This is a genomic window from Mucilaginibacter xinganensis, assembly GCF_002257585.1.
GTDB classification, from domain to species: Bacteria; Bacteroidota; Bacteroidia; order Sphingobacteriales; family Sphingobacteriaceae; genus Mucilaginibacter; species Mucilaginibacter xinganensis.
In genome coordinates, this window is the sequence record NZ_CP022743.1 from 1788071 (window position 1) to 1809284 (window position 21214).

The 21214-nt window shown below is 43.6% G+C and carries 12 protein-coding genes; 8 read left to right on the forward strand and 4 right to left on the reverse strand.

The window, feature by feature from the left end; translation table 11 throughout:
• Nucleotides 1–8: 8 nt before the first annotated feature.
• Together MuYL_RS07790 and MuYL_RS07795 are read left to right on the forward strand one after the other, a co-directional pair.
• The gene (locus tag MuYL_RS07790) at nucleotides 9–1328 is read left to right on the forward strand and encodes a vanadium-dependent haloperoxidase (RefSeq protein ID WP_094569999.1); all 1320 of its coding nucleotides are present in this window, start codon (nucleotides 9–11) and stop codon (nucleotides 1326–1328) included.
• Between the two features lie 20 nt (nucleotides 1329–1348).
• Complete coding sequence (locus MuYL_RS07795; RefSeq protein WP_094570000.1) at nucleotides 1349–2893, forward strand: FG-GAP repeat domain-containing protein; 1545 nt, start codon at nucleotides 1349–1351, stop codon at nucleotides 2891–2893.
• A gap of 65 nt (nucleotides 2894–2958) precedes the next feature.
• On the opposite strand, the gene MuYL_RS07800 is transcribed toward MuYL_RS07795, so the two are convergent.
• Nucleotides 2959–4185, reverse strand: a complete 1227-nt coding sequence (locus MuYL_RS07800; RefSeq protein WP_094570001.1) for a cytochrome c3 family protein — start codon at nucleotides 4183–4185, stop codon at nucleotides 2959–2961.
• Nucleotides 4186–5133: 948 nt separating this feature from the next.
• Between MuYL_RS07800 and MuYL_RS07805 the strand changes: the two genes are divergently transcribed.
• Nucleotides 5134–7929, forward strand: a complete 2796-nt coding sequence (locus MuYL_RS07805; RefSeq protein WP_094570002.1) for a glycoside hydrolase family 2 protein — start codon at nucleotides 5134–5136, stop codon at nucleotides 7927–7929.
• A 291-nt stretch (nucleotides 7930–8220) separates the two neighbouring features.
• Here MuYL_RS07805 and MuYL_RS07810 read toward each other — a convergent pair whose 3' ends face one another.
• Nucleotides 8221–9447 carry a glycosyl hydrolase family 8 gene (locus MuYL_RS07810; protein WP_094570003.1) on the reverse strand — a complete coding sequence of 409 codons (1227 nt, stop codon included), beginning with the start codon at nucleotides 9445–9447 and terminating at the stop codon, nucleotides 8221–8223.
• Nucleotides 9448–9514: 67 nt separating this feature from the next.
• Entirely contained in the window at nucleotides 9515–10558 is a 1044-nt protein-coding gene (locus MuYL_RS07815) for a LysR family transcriptional regulator (RefSeq protein WP_094570004.1), read from the reverse strand.
• 88 nt (nucleotides 10559–10646) lie between these two features.
• Here MuYL_RS07815 and MuYL_RS07820 point away from each other — a divergent pair, with 88 nt between their 5' ends.
• The 4 genes from MuYL_RS07820 to MuYL_RS07835 all read left to right on the forward strand — a co-directional run bounded on the left by MuYL_RS07820 (nucleotide 10647) and on the right by MuYL_RS07835 (nucleotide 18133).
• Entirely contained in the window at nucleotides 10647–12047 is a 1401-nt protein-coding gene (locus MuYL_RS07820; protein ID WP_094570005.1) for a TolC family protein, read from the forward strand.
• 15 nt (nucleotides 12048–12062) lie between these two features.
• On the forward strand, nucleotides 12063–15311 hold the full coding sequence (locus MuYL_RS07825) for an efflux RND transporter permease subunit (RefSeq protein WP_094570006.1): 3249 nt from the start codon (nucleotides 12063–12065) through the stop codon (nucleotides 15309–15311).
• Nucleotides 15301–16422: an efflux RND transporter periplasmic adaptor subunit gene (locus tag MuYL_RS07830; RefSeq protein WP_094570007.1), complete on the forward strand. Its 1122-nt coding sequence runs from the start codon at nucleotides 15301–15303 to the stop codon at nucleotides 16420–16422. The genes MuYL_RS07825 and MuYL_RS07830 overlap by 11 nt, the downstream gene beginning before the upstream one ends.
• A 421-nt stretch (nucleotides 16423–16843) precedes the next feature.
• Entirely contained in the window at nucleotides 16844–18133 is a 1290-nt protein-coding gene (locus tag MuYL_RS07835) for an AAA family ATPase (RefSeq protein ID WP_157740687.1), read from the forward strand.
• 591 nt (nucleotides 18134–18724) lie between these two features.
• Here the strand turns inward: MuYL_RS07835 and MuYL_RS07845 are convergent.
• The gene (locus MuYL_RS07845) at nucleotides 18725–19249 is read right to left on the reverse strand and encodes a hypothetical protein (protein WP_094570010.1); all 525 of its coding nucleotides are present in this window, start codon (nucleotides 19247–19249) and stop codon (nucleotides 18725–18727) included.
• 830 nt (nucleotides 19250–20079) lie between these two features.
• On the opposite strand from MuYL_RS07845, the gene MuYL_RS07850 reads away from it, so the two are divergent.
• Nucleotides 20080–20949, forward strand: a complete 870-nt coding sequence (locus MuYL_RS07850; RefSeq protein ID WP_094570011.1) for a hypothetical protein — start codon at nucleotides 20080–20082, stop codon at nucleotides 20947–20949.
• The last annotated feature ends 265 nt before the right edge of the window (nucleotides 20950–21214 follow it).

Genomic DNA, 21214 nt, shown 5'->3' on the forward strand with positions numbered 1-21214 from the left:
TGTTTTTTATGAGATACTTTAAATTATTAGCCGTTTTAACAGGGATATTATTTGTTGCAAGTTGCAGCAATAAGCAAAAGGTTAAATTATTGAGTGACGCCGATGTGCTGCATAATAATGAGGACCAGCTTACCCAGGTAATTATTTATGACGTATTTACGCCGCCTGTAGCCAGCCGTATTTACGGATACACAGCCCTTGCGTCGTACGAGGCCATGCGGTATGCCGATCCTAAATATAACTCCATCATTACACAGTTAAACGGCTTTGGCAAACCACCGGAACCACAAAAAGGTAAAGAATACAATTTTGCCTTAGCCGCAACGAAAGCATTTTTTACCGTTGCTCATAAAATTACCTTTTCTATTGATACCCTTAAAAAATACGAGAACAAGGTATTTGCGATGTACAAGGACAACCTGGACGATTCTACTTATGCACGTTCAGTTGATTTTGGTGAAAAAATAGGCAAGCTGGTATTGAAAAGGGCTATGGTTGATAATTATCCGCAAACCCGGGGTAAACCTAAATATCTCGGCGAAAACAGCCCTGCAAAATGGCGCCCAACGCCCCCGGATTATATGGACGGGGTTGAGTTTTGCTGGGGCACAATGAAATCATTTGCTATTGATTCTTCCGGGCAGTTTTCACCGCCGCCACCGCCGCCTTACAGCGAAGATAAAAACAGCGTATATGTAAAGCAATACACGGATGTGTATAACACCACCAAAGGCTTAACTAAAGAGCAGATTGTAGTTGCAAAATTCTGGGATGATAACCCTTTTGTGATCCAGCACAACGGGCACTTAATGTTTGCCGATAAAAAAATAACCCCCGGCGGCCACTGGATAGGTATTACTGCCATAGCCTGTAAAAAGACTAACGCAAACGGTGTTAAAACAGCCCAGGCTTATGCTTTAACTTCAATAGCGTTGTATGACGCGTTTATATGCTGTTGGGAGGTGAAGTACAAATACAGCTATGCAAGGCCTGTTACAAATATCAATGAAAAGCTCGATCATAACTGGCTCCCGTTGCTGCAAACGCCGCCTTTTCCTGAATATACTGCGGGCCATTCAACAATAAGCGCAGCGGCAGCGGGAACGCTTACCCATCTTTTTGGCGATAACTTTGAGTTTCAGGACACCAGCGACTTGCGCTATATCGGAATGCAGCGGCATTTTAAATCGTTTAAATTAGCCGCCGAAGAAACTGCAATGAGCAGGTATTACGGTGGCATCCATTACCTTAACAGCTCATTAATGGGCGCTAACCAGGGTAAACAAATAGCTGAATTTATTTGGGAGAAATTAAAATTAACCAACTAAAACTGATTGTTTAAATTACTATGAACATTAAAAAAGCCTATATAATCTCTTCTTTTATATTTTTAATAGTTACTGCATTAGCCGGGAGTATTTTGCTTAGCGGCTGTAAAAATAAAACAGCAGAACGGTACGTATTAACAGGCGATACGCTAACCGACGGCAAGAACCTGGTGCAAATTCATTGCACCAAATGCCATGCGCTGGTACCGGCAAATGCACTTACGAAAGACGTATGGACCTTCCATACCTTGCCTGCCATGGGCCCGTATTTGGGTATTACCCCATATCTTGATGGTTATTTTAAAAAAGATACCGCCGGTTTAACATTAATTGAATGGCAAAACATCGTTTCTTATTATAAAAAAATAGCGCCTGCCAGCCTGTCTGCGGCAAAACCGCCTGTTACCGCGGCCAATGATTGGGCCGGGTTCGCGCTGAAAACGCCCGCCCCAACAGAAAAGGCAGTTTTTACCACAATGGCAACTATAGATCCGTATAGCCATAAAATTTATACCTCAGATGGGGTTACCAGTATTTTACAGGAATGGGACAGCAGTTTGAAGATGCTGCGTTCGGTAAAACTACCCTCCACAGCAATGAACGCTAGTTTTACCAAAGAAAAAACAGGTGCAGTAACTGCAAAATTCTCCTGCATAGGAGAACTTCAGCTGGTTGATTTTCCAAACGGCAGGATAATGAATGTTAACCTAAATGATGCCGGGCTAAACCCTGTAAAATTTGCATCAGAATTAGCCCGCCCTGTTCATACGGTGTCAGGAGATTTTAATAAAGACGGCCTGACAGACTGGGTGATTTGCGGACAAGGATATTTAAAAGGTGGCGTGTACATGTTTCTACAAAATAATGACGGAACCTTTGTACAAACAAACATCAGCGATAAAGCCGGTGCGGTAAAAGCAATAGTGGGCGACTTTAACAAGGACGGCTGGCAGGATTTGATGGTGTTATTCGGAAGGGGAGACGAGGGACTCACCCTGTTTTTGAATGATCAGCATGGCGGTTTTACTAAAAAAAATCTTTTGCAATTTCCACCTGTTTATGGCTCAACGGATTTTGAGGTAACTGATCTTGACCACGACGGAAATTTGGATGTTATTTACACTTGCGGATTTAATTTCAACGACTCGCGGATACTAAAGCCTTATCATGGGTTATATCTTTATAAAAATACAGGCAACTGGAACTTAAAGCAAGAATGGTTTTATCCCATTAACGGCTGTACAAAATTTGTTACCGCCGATTTTGATGGCGATGGTGATCTTGATATTGCAACCACAGCATTTTTTGCCGACCTGAAGGATAATCCGGCAGAAGGTTGTATTTATTTTGAACACGATAAGGCTTTTAGCTTCAAACCACATGCTTTACCGGTTAGCAAATATGGCCGTTGGTTTAATATGGATGTTGGCGATTATAACAGTGATGGGAAGCCCGATATTATATTAAGCAATTACTCAACCGGCTTTAACTTCCAACCTGGCTTAAAACCATTTTGGTTAAAAAATTTACCTTTCGTGGTATTGGAAAATAATTTTAAGAAATAGTCCGGTAAAAATAAGGAAAGCCGTAGCCGCAGTTTTAGATGCAGCTACGGCTTTTTGCTTGCCCGTTATTTTTTTATTGTAGTTTTTATATAAGCCATTATTTTCTGTGTTTCTTCGGGATATACGCCAATATGATGGGTGTGGATTAGCGTGGGTGACTGCCCGGCAATAATGGTTTTTGATGTAAAAGCAGGCATATGGCACGAGATGCAATTATTGGTCAGCATTGATGCGTTCAGTGTCCCGGTTAACTTGCACTGAATGTGTGAATCACTGTTGTGGCAAGTCATACACTTGGCGGCAAAAAGCGTTAATTTCCCCCTGTCGTTTACATGTGTATTGTGGCATGTTGAACAATCAAGCTGGCTGCTTATAAAGCATTTACTGCTTTCTAATAATGCCTTTTGATTGCCATGTACGTCAATATGCGTGTAATCAGTTTGTGAAGTTGTTTTGTGTGCTTCCAGGTATTTTGATAGTGTATCACCGGGTTTAAAACTAAAAGTTGGTTTCAGCAGCCTGCTGGCCGATCCTGAATGGCAGATGGCGCAAATGTTTATTTTTTGCTCACGGCTTAATGAACTAAATGTAGTGATGTATTTTGCCTTCTTTTCGGCGGGGTTATCTGTTTGAAATTTCACATGTTGCGCCGCCGGTCCGTGACATCTTTCACAGTCAACACTAAAAACCAATGACTGCTTTTCAAATCCTTCCTCGTTATCATAAAAACCGGGCAGTTGGGCAGGGGCCGGTTTTGCATAAGATAAATGGCAATCAAGGCAGCGCGTCCCAATAGCCCGTTCAAACGCAACCCTTTTGGGATCATACCCCGGGCTGTTGATCCAGGAGTTGGAGTTTTTAACGTAGGATACCGGGAGCTGAAACAGCTCGTTTGCAAGCCAATAGGCATAACTTTGCCCTTTAACAGCACCAAACACAATATCAAAACGTTGTGATTGTTCCACTTTGCCATTTGAGTAACTGGTTTGGTAAAAGCCGCTGTCGCGTTTTTCCATTACAACCTTAAGATGCGGATTGAAAATTAACTCATTGGCGCCTTTATTGAAATTGCCTTGTAGGGTACTGTCAGTTGCCGGGCCCGATGCCTTAAAATGTGCAGTATGTAAATAAGAGTTATAAACGTTCTTGTGGCAGCCGGCACAGGTTGCTGCACCGGCGTACAATTCGCCGCGAGGTTCGTCCTGCTTGCTGGACGAGCTAAAACACTGGGACAAAAACACAGGCAGCGGTATTAAAAATATAAGTAACCGGAACGCTTGTTTTTTAGTCATTTTAATATTGATGTTGGTATTATTTAGATATTGGCCGGTATTTTGGCTTATTTATCGTATTAAAGTGCGGCGCTTTTGTGAGTGCCGGAGCTTTAATAAACGATTTAAGTAGGTTAATAGATTTTTACAATCAAAATTCTATTAGTTGTACCCTCTGCTTTATACATTTAGTTGCCTGCTTTAAAATTATTTAAAACGTTAGCACAACGTAACGCGGGAAGTTTACGCGCAAATTTGATAGCGGAAAAAAAAGTGCAGAAAAAGGATTGTTTTATGTATAAAATAATGGTTAAATGCCCAATTGTAACATCGGTGTTATATTGTAATATTTTCGTTATTTAAAAAAATTTAAGGCATAAGTTTATTTTATATAAATAATATTATTTTATTATAGTTTTGGTATATAATACTTGCCGGCGGCAGTCTGTTTTTTGTTCCGGAAAAGTGGTGGGTGTGAATGGAAAAATATGCTGGACATCAGGAATACTTCCAATTGAAAAGTTGTAGGAAAGCCGGTAACATATTACTCGGCAGTGGGGCTGATACTAAAAATGATTGAACGGAATTAGTCGTTAGAATGTTAGCGAAATCGCTTTTAAACTTTGTGGGTTGTTTTTGGCTAAAGCCCCTGTATTTGTTAATTAATTCCGTTCACTAAAGTGGAACGGCAATGAATTAAGGTTGCATTTATAATTGAATATTTTCTATTTATTGCTGTTTGGCTTCAGCCAACGGAGGATAAGAAGACTGTAAAGAGGCTTAGCCAAAAATTTTGACGGTTGCAAATTTTAAAAGTGATTTCCCTAGTTAAATTCGCTGTTAATTTAAAATAATATAATAAAAGGGTAAATTAGTACAAATTACCCTTGGCTTTAGTCGTTAGCTTTACCGCTGTGAATTTTACCTGCGTTGAAGGCTTTGTCCGCAGGCTTTAAATTAATTGTACCGATGAAAAAAATGATCTCCAGGGCCGCTCTTGGCCTTATCTCACTCTTTGTTCTTCCTGTTTCGTTGTTCGCCCAAAATGGGGCAATAAAACAGGTTAAACTAACAAATTTCGATCTGCAATCATCGGCGCTGGTAACTGCGGATGGGGTAGAAATATCAACAACAAAATATAAATCGCCGGTTTATTGGATGCCGGTTAAAGTGCCGTCAACCGTCCTTACAGGATTGGTTGCTAATCATATTTATCCGGATCCGTACCAGGGGTTGAACAATATGCTTATCCCGGATGCATCAGATCAGTTTAATAAGGAATATAACCTGGAGCAGTACAGCCATTTACCCAACGACCCTAACCCCTGGAAAAAACCTTACTGGTATCGCACCTCTTTTAAAGTGCCTGCCGGTGACAAAGGCCGTCATTTTCAATTGATATTTAAAGGGATTAACTACCGTGCAGCGGTATGGGTTAACGGTAAACAAATTACCGACTCTACCCAAATGGTAGGGATGTTTGCTGACTATAACCTCGATATAACCGGAGCCATTAACGCCGGCGGTGAAAATGCGCTGGCAGTAAAAATCTATCCTTTGGATTACCCTGGCTATCCTGCAAAAGAACAGTTAAAAGCTTTAGGGCCATTTTATGAAAATGGTGGACCAACCGGCGATATCGGTAAAAACGTAACCATGCTGTGCTCGGTAGGCTGGGATTGGATTCCGCCCGTTCGTGACCGTAACATTGGCATCTGGCAGCCGGTTTATTTACGCACTACAGGCGCTGTAACCATAGGCAGGCCAAAACTGGTAACAAACCTGCCGAACCTGCCCGATACAAGCGTTGCAAAACTATTCTTAAATTTAACGTTGTCAAACCACAGCGGGACTGCCAATGCAGGGAAGCTGCTGGTAAGTATAAAGCCGGAGAACTTTACCGGCATGCCCGTTCAGTTTTCGCAAAATGTAACGGTTGCTGCAAACGGCGCTTCGTTAGTTAACCTGGATCCGGCTAAAATAAGCCAGCTGGTTATTCGTCAGCCGCATTTATGGTGGCCAAACGGTTATGGTAGGGCAAACCTTTACCGAATTCGCCTGCAATATGCCGATGCGGGTGGAATTGCCGATGATACCACATTTGTGTTCGGCATTCGTACGGTAAGTTCAAAAGCTACCATGGTGGGCAAATTTACCCGCCGCGAGTTTTATGTAAATGGTAAACGGGTGCACCTTAACGGCGGTGCCTGGGTGCCCGATATGATGGTTAACCGTGATTCTGTACGTTATGATTATGAAATGCACCTGTGCCGCAATGCCAACGTAAACCTGGTGAGGATTTGGGGCGGAGGGGTTACCCCTCCCGATGCATTCTGGAACGCCGCCGATAAATATGGCGAAATGGTATGGTCGGATTTTTGGATCACAGGCGACACACAAGGAGAATTTAAAGGATCGCCTGACTGGCCGCTGGAAGGGAATGTTTTTAATAAAAACGTAAAAAGCACCATTTACCGCATTCGCAACCACCCGAGCTTATTGGTGTGGACGGGCGGTAACGAAGGCCATGCGCGTAAAGAACTGTATGATGCCATGCGTGATGATATCATCAGCCTGGACGGTACAAGGCCGTACATTCCCAGTTCTTCGGGATTTGCCAAGTTGCCTGCGGGCTGGAAAGGTTCGTGGCCGGATGATCAGCCATCCGGCGTTTACAGCGGCGGACCCTACCAATGGGAAGATCCGAAAGCGTATTATAAAAAAGCAGATGCAGGCGGCGACTGGGTTTTTAAAGATGAAACCGGCCTGCCATCGCAGCCGCCGTATACTACCCTCGCTAAAACCATCCCCAACCTGGTTTGGGACACCAAATTGCCTTTCCCGCTTAATGATAGCTGGGGATACCACGATGCTGCCACGGGCGCTGCGCGTTATGACCTTTATAACAGCGAAATGGTGAAACGCTACGGCAAGCCAACATCAATAGTTAACTTCTCGGATAAGATGCAACTGATGAATGCAGTTGGTTACCAGGGTATTTTTGAAGCTGCCGGGCATAAGCTTACAGAAACCGGCGGTGTGATGTTGTGGAAACTGAATGCTGCGCTCCCGAGCGTTGTTTGGCAAATTTATGACTGGTACCTGGAGCCTAATGCCGGCTATTATGCCCTGCAAAATGCGGTTGAACCGTTGCATATCCAGTTTAATCAAAACGATTCGACGGTAGCTATTATAAACCGGATGCATCACGCAACAGGCATGTTAACAGCAAAGGCTGAAATTTATGATATTGACAGTAAACGGCTAAACGCATTTACCATTGACCACATCGGGTTGGCAGATGAAGGCACGCAGGAGGTAATCAAATTGAAAAACGCATTAACAGGCGCCAAAGGTGTGAGCTTTGTGGTATTGAATTTAACCAATACTGCTGGTAGAACAGTATCGCACAACGTGTACTGGATGGCTCCCGGTAATGATTTGACGGCTTTAAACGATATGCCAGCGACTAAGGTTGATGTAAAAGTATTAAAAGCTGAAAAAGGTGTTGCTGAAAATAAATGGACAATGCAGTTTACCAACAACACAGGCAAGCTGGCCTTTTTTGTAAGACCGCAATTAATGAAAAATGGGGAAGAAGTAATGCCAAGCTACTGGACTTCCAGTTATTTTACCCTGGCCCCACATGAAAGTATGACGGTTTCAGTAAGCGCACCGATAGCTAAATTAGGCAGCGTTACGCCAATGGTATTGGTTGAAGGATGGAATTTGGAGAAGCAGGTAATAGGATTGGGAGTTAAATAATTGTCACTTAAGGTATTCGATATAAAGGTTGGTAACACAGTTTCTTGATTATCAAACACTTGCATTTTTATAAAAATCAAAAGCACTGATAATGAGCGTGTTTCACAGCGTTCCGGGTGTTCCATGTGCAAAAATGGAACGCTTTGCCGGTGTGTCCACACAAACTTGTGCTTAGCCTCAACGCGGTTGGAGAAGGTTTTTGGGGTGAAGTGATCGTTTGCATATGTCGAACTCAAGTAAGTTTAAGGGGTGTGAACGAGCAGTTTATCAACAACTATTTCAGCTTTTACCTTACCTCGCCTCCCAATAATTGCCCGATACAATGATCATATCCATCAGCTTAATGCTGTTATCATAATAATCATAATCTTTCAGCTTAAATGCTACAAGGTAATTCCAAACCTTATTTAACCATGCTTGATTTTTAACATCCACCATAGCCGATACGGCAAATGGAGCAACAAAGCTCAAGGCTTCAAAATTGCGGTGCTTCATATCAACGCCGTCAAGGGAATAGCCTGCGCCTAGATTATAGGTATCATTATGGGTTGTACTCCTGATCCAGCGGTTTATTTTGTCAACCATTTTTTTAGAGCGTTTGTCGCCCGTTAATAAATAATCTGTAGCTAAACGCCATGGGTCGCGGCAGGCATTGTAATTGTAATAACCATCATACGGCGATTCCAGAAAATTTGCCGGCGCGGGCTTTGGCTTTTTGTTGAGGTTTACTATAAAATCGGGAATAAGCCCTGCGTCGGGGCTGTATTTAGCTTGCATTCCCGAAAGAAGTCTGTAACCTGCATCAATAACCTTATCCCATCTGCTATCATTCGTCACCCGTTTAAAAGCTTTAAAATGCGAAGGCATGAAATCGGATGATCTTGTAGTGAAATAATCCTTGCTCTCTGATTCAACTCCATCACTTAACAAAATCGTCCATGTTTTATGATTGATCTCATATTGCATAATGGCATTTATCATCGCTTTGGCAGCCTCCAAATAATTGACCTCGCCATCACTGCCCCATTGCTTATCGGCCAGTAATAGGGAATAGGCTATATCCATATCGCCGTCTGTAGCGGAGGTATTATCAGTGCTTTTACCATTGGCGTATTGTGCCCAGGCCATCAGGTGCCTGCTTTTGCCGGTTGGGTGTGCCTTAACGTAACGGTATAAATTATCATATATTTCGTGTGCCGCCGGGTCATGACCTGCCATTAACGCTACTATGATCATCCCGTAGCCCTGTCCTTCAGATACACATTGCTTTTTATCCTTATTCTCAAACCAAACAAAATCTTCATCTGCACCGGCTTTGTGCTTTATGAACCTTTTTTTCCATTGGGTGTAAAAGCTTTTAACAGCATTGTCTGCCTGTGCCGCTGTTAGTTGATTGGGTTTGATGACGCCGGTAAAATACTTTACGTGCTGTGGAAAGGGTTTTACCGGATGTTGAGCTGAAAGGTTGGAATAAAAAAAAAAGAATAAAATTAAAAGGTGGAACTTCGACAAATTCATTTGAAACTTTTAAAAACAGCTTAGGCTGAGTTCACTAACCTTTAACCCCCAGCCTGTAACCGCTAACTCAATATTGGTAATTTCTTATGTCCTGCGCGCCGTTAACAACCTCCTGAGCATAAAATAGCGGGGCGGGGGAAATTTTTTGCGTAACAGCGTTTTTTGGAGTGGCGTGTTCATGAATTATCTTTTGCTTTTCAGTTTCATCTACGCTCATGTCAGCTCCCGAAAAATACAGCTTCAGGCATTCTAAAAAGTTTAAAATGGCCGGTGTTTGCTTGCAGGTGGCGGCGTACCATGCTCTTTTTGCTATGCTGTGGTGCAATGGTTTTGTAACAATGTTGCGACCCTGCAGGTAAGGTTGAACAATCCAGTCGGCCATAACGGTAATGCCAAGGCCCGCGTTTACCATTTCAATGGTTGCATCTGTGTAGTGAATTCGGTGCAAAGTTTTTGGCTTTACATGCTGCGATTGGATGAGCGATTCAATCACGGGCGTATCCTGGTAAGAGGGATCGTAAAGGGGGAGAATCAGCTCTTGGTCCTGGAAATCCGAGATCTCTATAACGTCTTTTTTGGCCAGCGGATGGTCTTTTGAAAGTACAGCTGTAAGCTTATCTTCAAAAATAGGCTCATACCGGATACGGGTATTTACCATTTGTGTACGGATGATACCAATGTCCAGATCACCGTTCATTAAAAACTCCAGGGGTCTGCGTGTAGCATCGCTCAGAATCTGTATATTGATGTCTGGCCACTGTTTTTTATAGTATTTGATGATACCCGGCAACCAGTGATAGGCAGTATAGCACTGCATGCTGATACTCAAATTGCCGGTTTTACCATTCTTGTAATTATTGATATCTTCCTCAAGCGACTTGATCTCGGCCAGGATTTTTTCCGAACTTCGTAAAAATCTGTAACCTTGTTCAGATAGATGAAGCCTTTTACCCTGGCGGTTAAATATTTCTACCTCCAGCTCGCGTTCAAGCTCCTTTAACTGGTGGCTCAGCGCTGATTGTGTAAGGTGCAATGTGTTTGCTGCTTTTGTTAAAGTACCGTCTTTTGATATGGTATCAATCAGGCGAAAATGATGCAATGCTATATTCATTATGAAATTAACTAATGATTCTCACAAAATTAATTCATTTTTTTCATATAGATGTGAATTATACTTTTGTCGTGTAAAAATTACACATATGTTAAACACCTCTTCAAAACATATCATCTTCGGTTTTTTGAGTGTTTTAATTGTTTCGCAGGCGCAAGGCCAAAAACTCCTTACTATAAAAGACGCAGAGCAACTTGCGCTGGCCAATTATGGTACTATTAAAGCAAAAGCAAATCAGTTAAATGCTTCAAAGGCATACTTAACAGAAACCAAAACAGAGCAGCTGCCTGATGTTAACCTTTCGGCACAGCAGGATTATGGTACAGTTAACGGCCAAAACGGCCCGTTATATGGTTACCGTGGTTTTAGCGTGGCATCATCAGGCCCGGCCCTGGCAAAACAAAACTGGAACTCGGCCTTTGGTTCGCTATACCTGGCCAATGTAAGCTGGGATTTCTTTTCTTTCGGCAGGGCCAAAGAAAAAGTTAAAGTTCAGCGCACAGCGGTATCACGCGATGAAACCGACCTGGTGCAGGAACAATTTCAACACCAGGTAAGGGTGGCAAGCACCTATTTGAATTTATTGGCGGCACAGCAGCTGAGCAAAGCGGCGGAAGATAACCTTCAAAGAGCTATGGAACTGCAAAAGGTAGTGGTTGCCCGCGTTAAAAATGGCTTAAATGCCGGGGTTGATTCATCACAGGCCAACGCCGAAGTTTCAAATGCCCGCATCGCGCTCACCAATAGCAGGCAGACCGTACAGGATCAAAGTAATCAGCTAGCCGTTTATCTCGGCATACCCTCGCAGGAGTTTCAGCTCGACAGCGCATTTGTAACCAAAGCGCCCGCCAATACCGATCCGCAGACAACGGTTCTCACTGAAAATCATCCTTTGCTGCAGTTTTATCAAAACCGCATTAATGTGAGCAATGAACTGGCTAAGTATTACAGCACCTTCAGCTACCCGACATTTAGCTTTTTTGGAACTTACCAGGGCAGGGGATCAGGCTTTAAAGCTGATTACGGATCAAATTTAAATGATTACAGCAGCAGCTATGGCGCAGGCGCCGATCCTACACGTTTTAATTATCTTGTAGGGGTAGGTATGATCTGGAATATTACCAATCCGTTTAGGGTTCATTACCAGGTTAAATCGCAAAAATATACCTCTGCCCAATACAAGGACGAGTATGACCTTGTTAACCAGCAGCTAATTGCACAGCAGGCACTCGCCGAAACCCGCATTAGCAATGCGCTGAAGAATTTTAGCGAAGTGCCCCTCGAAATTAAAGCTGCATCAGACGCCTACCACCAAAAGTACGCCCTTTATAAAAATGGGCTTGCCAATATAGTTGATTTTACCCAGGCGCTTTATGTGCTGAACAGGGCTGAGGTTGATATGGATATCGCCCAAAACAATGTTTGGCAGGCTATATTGTTTAAAGCTGCGGCAACAGGGGACTTTGGTGTTTTTATAAATAACTTTTAATACAAAAATTAAATAATGGGAATGATCAAAGGTGCGCTGCAAAAGCCAATTACCATACTGGTTATAGTAGCAGGATTGTTTTTCTTTGGTATAAATGCAGTAAAAAGTATTAAGATAGATATTTTTCCGGATTTGAATTTACCGGTAATTTATGTGTCACACCCTTATGGTGGCTTTACTCCAAACCAAATGGAGGCTTATTTTGGCAAGCAGTACGTTAACTTGTTGTTATTCGTATCGGGTGTTAAAAGTATCGAAACAAAAAATATCCAGGGTTTAACATTAATAAAGGTAACCTTTTACGAGGGTACCAACATGGCGCAGGCTGCAGCGGAAGTCACGAGTTATACCAACCGGGCTCAGGCGGGATTCCCCCAGGGATCGCAGCCGCCATTCATATTGCGCTTTGATGCCTCCACTTTACCGGTAGGGCAGTTGGTGCTGAGCAGCCCGACGCGTTCGAATAACGAATTGCTGGATTTTGCGTTGGTTTATATACGTTCATCATTTACATCTGTGCCAGGCCTTGTTGCGCCTGCCCCTTTCGGTGGGAATCAGCGTACGGTTGTTATTAAGGTTGACCCGGGATTGTTGCGGGCGCATAACTTAACCCCTGATCAGATTGTACAGGCCCTGCGAGATAATAACCAAAATACGCCGGCAGGTAACGTTCGCATTGGCGATCTCAATTACCTTACCCCGGCAAATACCACCATTAAAAAGATTCCTGAATTTGGGAACATTCCATTGTTTAAAAACGGAATCCAAACCGTATTTCTGCGGGATGTTGCCACGGTTGAAGATGGTGCCGATATTACTAATGGTTATGCCTTGATTAATGGTAAACGCTCTGTTTATCTGCCTATTACAAAATCAGCAACCGCATCAACCTGGGATGTGGTGCAAAGTTTGAAAAAGGCACTGCCCCGGTTTCAGGCGCTGGTACCGCCGGATGTTAAACTATCCTTTGTCTTTGACCAATCTATATATGTAATAAATGCTGTAAAAAGCTTAGCCGAAGAAGGCGCTATTGGTGCGGTGCTTACCGGTTTAATGGTATTGCTGTTTTTGGGCGATAGACGCGGTGCCTTAATTGTAATATTAACTATCCCTACCTGCGTAATATCGGCAGTTGGTTTCCTTTACCTTTTCCATCAAACCATCAATATCATGACGCTGAGCGGTCTTTCGCTGGCGATCGGTATCCTGGTTGATGAGTCCACGGTAACCATCGAAAATATTCACCAGCATTTTGATATGGGCAAGCCCAAAGCATTGGCAATATGGGACGCCTGTAAGGAAATTGCTTTCCCTAAATTATTGATCCTGTTTTGTATCCTTGCAGTGTTTGCACCGGCCTTTACCATGACAGGTATCCCCGGAGCATTATTCCTGCCATTAGCGCTCGCCATAGGCTTCTCCATGATCATATCTTATTTGCTTGCACAAACCTTTGTGCCGATTATGGCTAACTGGATAATGAAAAACGACCATGAGGATAAAAGCCATGCCGATGGGTTTGCGATGGACGATGAGGGTGAACCGTGGCAGCAAAAAGAGCTACTGATAAAAAATGAAACGGTACAAAACGGTCACAAACTAACCGGGTTTGACAAATTCAGGATCCGGTACCTGGCTTTGATAGACAGGATGATTCCGGCCCGGAGGCTGATTGTGGTATTATACGTTATAGGCTCTTTCGGCCTCGCGTTCCTTTTATTTAGTGTGATAGGGCGTGATGTGCTGCCAAAAGTTAACTCCGGCGCGTTCCAGGTTAGGTTACGCGGCGCAGATGGCACAAGGCTTGAACGCACAGAAGCAAGCACCATAAAAGCTTTAAAGGTTTTGCAGAACTTAGTTGGCAAGCAAAATATTGAAATTACGTCAACGGTAGTTGGTACGCACCCATCCTCATTCTCTACAAATCCAATTTACATGTTTATGGCCGGGCCGCAGGAATCGGTGATGCAGGTGAGTTTGGTTGAGAGTTATAAGGAAAACCTTGATGACTTAAAAGAGCGGTTCAGGGCGGCAATGAAAAAAGAATTGCCTGATATCCAGATCTCGTTTGAGCCTATCGAGCTTACAGATAAAATCCTGAGCCAGGGATCACCTACGCCTATTGAAGTTGCGGTGATCGGCAAAAACAAACTGCAAAATGTGGAGTATGCCAACAAAGTTGTACAGAAGCTAAATAGCATCAGCTACCTGCGCGATGTGCAGATTGCCCAATCGTACAAATACCCAACTATTGATATTAATATTAACAGGGTGCGTGCTGCAGAACTGGGCTTAAGCATCAATGATATCTCCCGTACCTTAACTGCTTCAACTTCATCTTCCCGTTTTACAGAAAAAAATAACTGGATTGACGAAAAGCCCAACTTAAGCTATCTTGTACAGGTACAGGTGCCTGAATATAAAATGTCGAGCATTGATGACATTCGTCAGATTCCGGTATTGGCAAACCAGCCGCGTCCCGTTTTGGGTGACGTCGCCGATATTAAACAGGGCTTTACTTACGGCGAAAACGACGATATAGGCGCAGTACCCACATTATCCGTAACTGCCAATATCAACAAAAAGGATTTGGGCACGGCGACTGATGACGTTAATAAGGCAATAAAAGCATTAGGTAAATTACCACGTGGTTTAAATGTTGAGCTGCACGGTATGGGGTTAACGCTTACCGATACTTTAGACAGCCTGCAAACCGGTTTGATAGTAGCTATCTTAGTGATATTTTTAATGCTGGCAGCTAATTTCCAGTCGTTTAAAGTTTCATTGGTAGTATTGTCAACAGTGCCGGCAGTGTTATTTGGCTCATTGCTGCTGGTTAAAATGACGGGTGCAACGCTCAACCTGCAATCATACATGGGTATGATCATGTCTGTTGGCGTATCCATTTCAAACGCGGTGTTGCTGGTAACCAATGCCGAGGAACTGAGAAAACACAATGGGGATGCCCTTAAATCGGCCCGCGAGGCGGTTGCCCTGCGTGTACGCCCTATATTAATGACCAGCCTTGCCATGATTGTAGGGATGATCCCAATGGCATCGGGCCTTGGTGAAGGGGGGGATCAAACTTCTCCGCTAGGTCGTGCTGTTATAGGCGGGTTGTTTGCATCAACCTTTGCCGCGTTGTTAATATTGCCACTTGTATTTGCCTGGGTACAGGGCAATACATCCACTGATTCTGTTTCGTTAGACCCTGAAGATAAAGAAAGTAAATTTTATGTCCCCTTGCATCACCATGAACAATAAAAAAAATACACTGATAGCCTTAACCGGCTTATTTATAAGCGCGGCACTGTTAAGCTCATGCGGGCCCGATAAAAAGCAGCAGGAAGAACAGGCCCAAACTGTGGCACAGGTTGACGCTGTTGAAACGCCAACCGTTGTGCCCGTACCGGTGGTAAAAGGTAAATTAAGTTCAACCATTGCCGTTCCCGGCGAACTGCTTCCTTACCAACAGGTAGATTTATATGCAAAGGTGAACAGCTACGTTAAAAAGCTGATGGTTGATATCGGTTCGCAGGTTCACCAGGGGCAATTGCTGGCTACCCTGGAAGCACCGGAAATTAACTCACAGCTGGCGGGTGCGCAATCGCGGATCCAGCAGCAGCAGGCTATTTATTTTGCCAGCAAGGCTACTTATGACCGGCTGGTAAATACCAGCAAAACCCCGGGAACCGTTTCTCAAAACGACCTGGAACAGGCTGAGGCCAAAAAGAATGCTGATTTTGCCAATGTAGAAGCCGCGAAATCTGCTTATAAAGAAGTAGGTGCAAGCGTTGCCTACCTTGAGATCAGGGCGCCTTTTGATGGCGTAGTAACCGCCCGTAATGTAAATTTAGGCGCCTATGTAGGTCCGGGAGGGAAGGGAACTGATCCCCTGTTTGTACTGCAGGATCAAAACCGGCTGCGTTTGGTGGTTTCGGTTCCGGAAAGTTATACCGGCGGACTAACCAATAAGGACGAAGTAACCTTTACCGTACAGGCATTGGGAACGCAAAAATTTACAGCTAAAATTCAGCGCCTTGCAGGTGCCCTTGACGAAAAACTACGTGCGGAGCGTTTGGAAATGGACGTTTACAATAAGGATAAAAAGCTATTGCCGCACATGTACGCGGACGTTAATGTTCCCCTTCCGTCGCGCGATAGTACCATCATTCTTCCAAAAACCGCAGTAGTAACCTCAACCGAAAAAGTATTTGTGATAAAGCTGGTTGATCATAAGGCACAATGGGTTGATGTGAAAAAGGGAATTGAGGCAAACGGACAGGTTGAAGTTTCCGGCAATCTGAAACCAGGCGACCAGGTTGTGAAACAGGCGTCTGACGAAATCAGGGACGGCTCGCCGGTGAAGTATTAATTTGATTGACGATTTTGGAATAACAAATTACTATTTGGTAGTAAGTTGTTATTCCTCTCTGCCTAAGTACCTCCTCCGGCATCCCGTGCCTGGCGTTCCATTTTCGTACGCGGAACGGGTGGAACGCTATGAAACATGCTCATTATCAGTTGGTTTTCTTTTTACAAGTCAGTAATTAACTGGTAATCAATTGATTGGTTTCATAGGGGTGCATTTTCCAACAATTGACTAATGTTTTAAATTAAAAAATTGCAGCTCACCCTCTTTCCGCGCAGCGAAGCAATGTCGGGGTGAGTCAACCCACCATGCATTTGCGCCAATCCCCCGCGCAAAACCTCGACAACATTAACTACCTGCTGACAAAACAGTGTCAGCACTTTAACGGATGCAACCACTTAAATTTGTGGTAAACGTTATCCCCATGCCAACCAACCCACTTTCCGAACGCCCGCCCGTCATCGAACAGTTGCGCGCCGAAGCCCGTGGCCTGCAGTACCGCCCGGCCAAAAGAAACCGCCCCGAAGCCTCACGACCCAGCCCCCACGACTGCCGCCGCATGTTTACCATCGAAAACGGCAACCGCTGGCTGGAGTTGGCCCGGCGCGAACCCGAAGCCAAAATGCTGCTTGGCGAGCTCTGGCACCAGGGCGAGCTGTGCATGCTGTTCGCCGATACCAATATCGGCAAATCGGTACTGGCCGTGCAGATTGGCGAAAGCATTGCACGCGGACAAGGCATCGCCCCTTTTGCCTGCCAGGCACCACCCGCCCGGGTACTCTACATCGATTTCGAACTGAGCAAGTCGCAGTTTGGACTGCGGTACAGCAACGGCGATGCCGATCACCAATTTTCGGAGAACTTTTTCCGTGCCCAGTATAATTTTATTCCCGATCCGCCATCCAATATCAACGAAAACGACCTGCTGATTGCCGCCATTGAATACAAGGTAAAACAGGCAAAAGCCACCGTGCTCATCATTGATAACATTACCTGTCTGCGCGGCGGCACAGAAAATTCGACGGTGGCCCTTGCGCTGATGAAAAGCCTCAAGGCGCTAAAAACAGAACACAACCTGTCGATCCTTGTACTGGCGCATACCCCAAAAAGACGCAACGCCACACAACCCCTCAGCGCCGACGACCTGCACGGCAGCAAGCTGCTCATCAACTTTGCCGACAGCGCCTTTGCAATCGGTAAAAGCACCCTCGACACCGATCTGTGCTATCTGAAACAGGTGAAACAGCGTAATACCCGCCAGCGCTACGGCGCGGATAATGTATGCCTGTGCCGCATTCAAAAGCCCGGCGCATTTTTGCATTTCGCTTTCGAAGGTCACAGCCCTGAACGCCTTCACCTGCTTACCCGCAGTAATTCCGAACGGCGGCAACTGGTCCATAAAATAGCTGCTCTCGCCGCCGCCGGCCACAGCCAGCGCGACATCGCCCACCAATTGGGCATAGGTCTGGCTACGGTAAACCGGCTCCTCTACCGGAGCCCTTCGGATGCCGTTGTACCAATGGCCAATGAACAAAATGAGTCTGCAGATCACCCGATAACCAATGACCTAATGAACAGTGACTTAATGACAAATGACCCAATGACCAATGACCAAAATAGATGTACAGGTGAGGAAGGATCTCCGGATACACCAATGACTAATGACATAATGATAAATGAACCAAAACAGACAACACCCCATGTAAAAGTTTAACCCCGCAAGCGACCGGAAAATATCAACAATTGATCAACTGCTCACACCTGAACTGCTGGAACACATATTACGGAAGACGCCCGAAAAAGAATCCGCACAAATCCCTCCCTCAGGCTATCGTGATCCCACATCTGCAAAACAATCATGACGACTTGCCCCGTCCGGGCTACCCCCTTGTAGAAAAATAAACGCGTGATATTTTGCCTCATCGAGGCTACCCTTATACATTAATGCCCGGTGATCTTGCTGGCGGAGGGCAGCACCTAATGGAGCTGTTAGCTGCTTATTTGATATTTCTACCAAGCGGTAGCGCCTAAGGCGCATAAAGACTTTTGGGTAACCCTAAACACCTGGAAGGGCAGCCGGGAAATAAACCACGAAATCCCAACCTCGCATAATTGCATGGAAACGCCCGTCCCGATTAAAATCGGGAAAGCAATTGCTACGCAGGACAATCAATTATGTAGAATGCTTTTGGCGTGGAAATACTGTATACATAGTGGCGACTTAGTAGGTGGGAGCACACTAGTACTCTAGCGCCTGTCCAGATACTAGCGCCGGGTTGTGGATCAGCATAAAAGGTCAAAGGAATCATTTATAATAATTGGCTACACCCACTCCGATTGTCCAGAAATTTCTCGATTTGTCGAGGTCATCCTCAATTGAGGATCTATTAAATTCATATTTTCCAGTTGACTTGAGTTCAGCAATACTTTCTTCCATATCCTTTTGAGTAAATTGTCTCCAAATTCCAACCGAAATATTTAAAAATGCATAAGAAAATTCAGCTTCTGTAGTATCGATTTCCCCATTATTCTGCCTGCTAAGAATTTCGACTAATTTTTCGGCTCCAATGGTAAATGGGTTGACATCATAAATGCACAATTCCGTTCGTTCTGGAAATGGTCCATATAAAAATTCAATATATCCGACCTTTCCAAATTCGTCGAAGTCGATTCGAAGCTCATAAAGTTCATAAAAAGCACTATTGGTACTATCAGGTTCTGACGGCTTACCTAACAGGCTATCGACACTTTGACGAGATTGCCCCAAAAGTACTTCACCAACATTTTCAATATCAATCCCTTTTAGCGGCGTAAGTTCGATTTTTATCATTTAATGTTATGTGTGTACTATAAAAGTTATTTATAAATATAGAGGGATTAAAAACGATAATACGAAAAAGTTCTCAATCTGGCGCGAGTATGACGGGTTGGGCCAAAGCGTAAAGGCTACTCGTGCCCCGCGTTCAGGTAGCCAAGATGCAAAGTTGGAGCATGATTTTTAAAACGAAATACCGCTTGCCAGGTAACCAGCAATGCTGTATTTTTATTGTTAATGAGTAAGAGATATAATTTATGGATCAGTAAAGGGTAATCTGTATAGTATATGGTAACACAAGAGATTATTATGGATTGCAAGGATTAATAGACATCCTTTTAATTGCGACGGAGGTATTGTAAACCAAAGGCCCATCCAGGTCACGAGTAGCCATTGCGCGCAGGCGGCCCGTCATACTCGCGCCAGAGGGGGGCGGGCATAATAGTCCAGACAATTACAACCAACGGGCATCACCAGGCGAACAATATAAAATTCAAGATGGCGATCAAAGCCCGGCAACGCCATCCTCATGCAGCAGTATGCCCTCTCCTGTGGGAGGATTAAGTCGGCAAGCTAAAATTACAGGAATAGGGGTAGGAGGAGTTTTAATTATTGTTGGCATGTTATTTTAGCACCTATTGGGATATAATAAATACTATTTAAAATGAATTTTTCGATTGAATTAGGTGATTAAAGCAAGTCACTAAACCATCTAAAAGGAGAATTTTAAAGAATACGGATATTTGTTTGTACAAACTGGACCATAAACTAAAAGCCAATTAACTTGCGATGTCTATTTTGATATCACCAATACCAACTATGCCGTCACCACTTATATAACAACTATGGCAATAATAATAATCGAAGGAATTAAAGTTTATTCAAATTTAGATGGAACAAAATCCATTATTATTAATTCGGATTGTATAAGTGAATGTATGCGTGTCTATACTGAAAATCAATTAGATGGAGTGGCTATTACAACTTCTCATGATTATAGACTTCAAAATGTAAACTTTCTTTGCGAATATCCAGAAATAAAACATCTTTCGATATCAGGTGGAATCAATGATATTAGTGCCATCCATACGTTGCAAAATTTGAGATCCTTAATACTAGCGGGGAAAAATAGAAAGATTGATTTCTTGCATTTTCCTTCACTTACAGAATTGATTGCTGAATGGAGCCCTCATTTTTTAAATCTGGATAATTGCGACTATTTGAGGAATTTGTCGCTTTCCAAATTTACCCCTAAAACTAAAGACTGTTTAAGCATATCTAATATTCCCTCAGTAAAAAAATTGAAAATAACGCAATCGACAATACTTACTTTGAATGGATTAGGGAAATTTGACCAACTTGAAGAACTCGAGCTTAATTATTGCAGTAAACTCGAGAATCTATGCTGCTTAGAAGGAAGTAAGAAAACTTTAGTTTCTTTTCGTTTTGATCATTGTAAATCGATAAAAAATCACGACTACGCAATACGACTTAATCATTTAAATACATTGTCGTATAATGATGGAGGAACTATCCAATCAATAAAATTCATAAAAGAAATGGTCTCTCTAAAGGCATTTATGTTTGTTAACACAGATGTAACCGATGGTGACATGACGCCTTGCATAGGTCTTGAATATGCCGGTTTTTCCAATAAAAAACACTTTTCGCATACAATGGAAAAAATAAAAAGCCTTTCAAAGGCTAGGGGTTAACCTTACTCCTCTGGCGCGAGTATGACGTGTCGGCCAAAAGCGAAAAGGCGTACTCGTGTCCCGCGTTCAGGTAGCCAACAAGCTATGTTGGAACATGATTTTAAAAACAAAATACCGCTTGCCAAGTAATCAGCAATGCGGTATTTTTATTGTGAATGAGTACCAAATATAAATCCCGCCGGTTCAAGCCCGCTTACAATAACCCCTGTAAGCAAAATAGCTATGCCAAAATCCGACCAATGATAAGTTTGTAACGTCAGCAGGG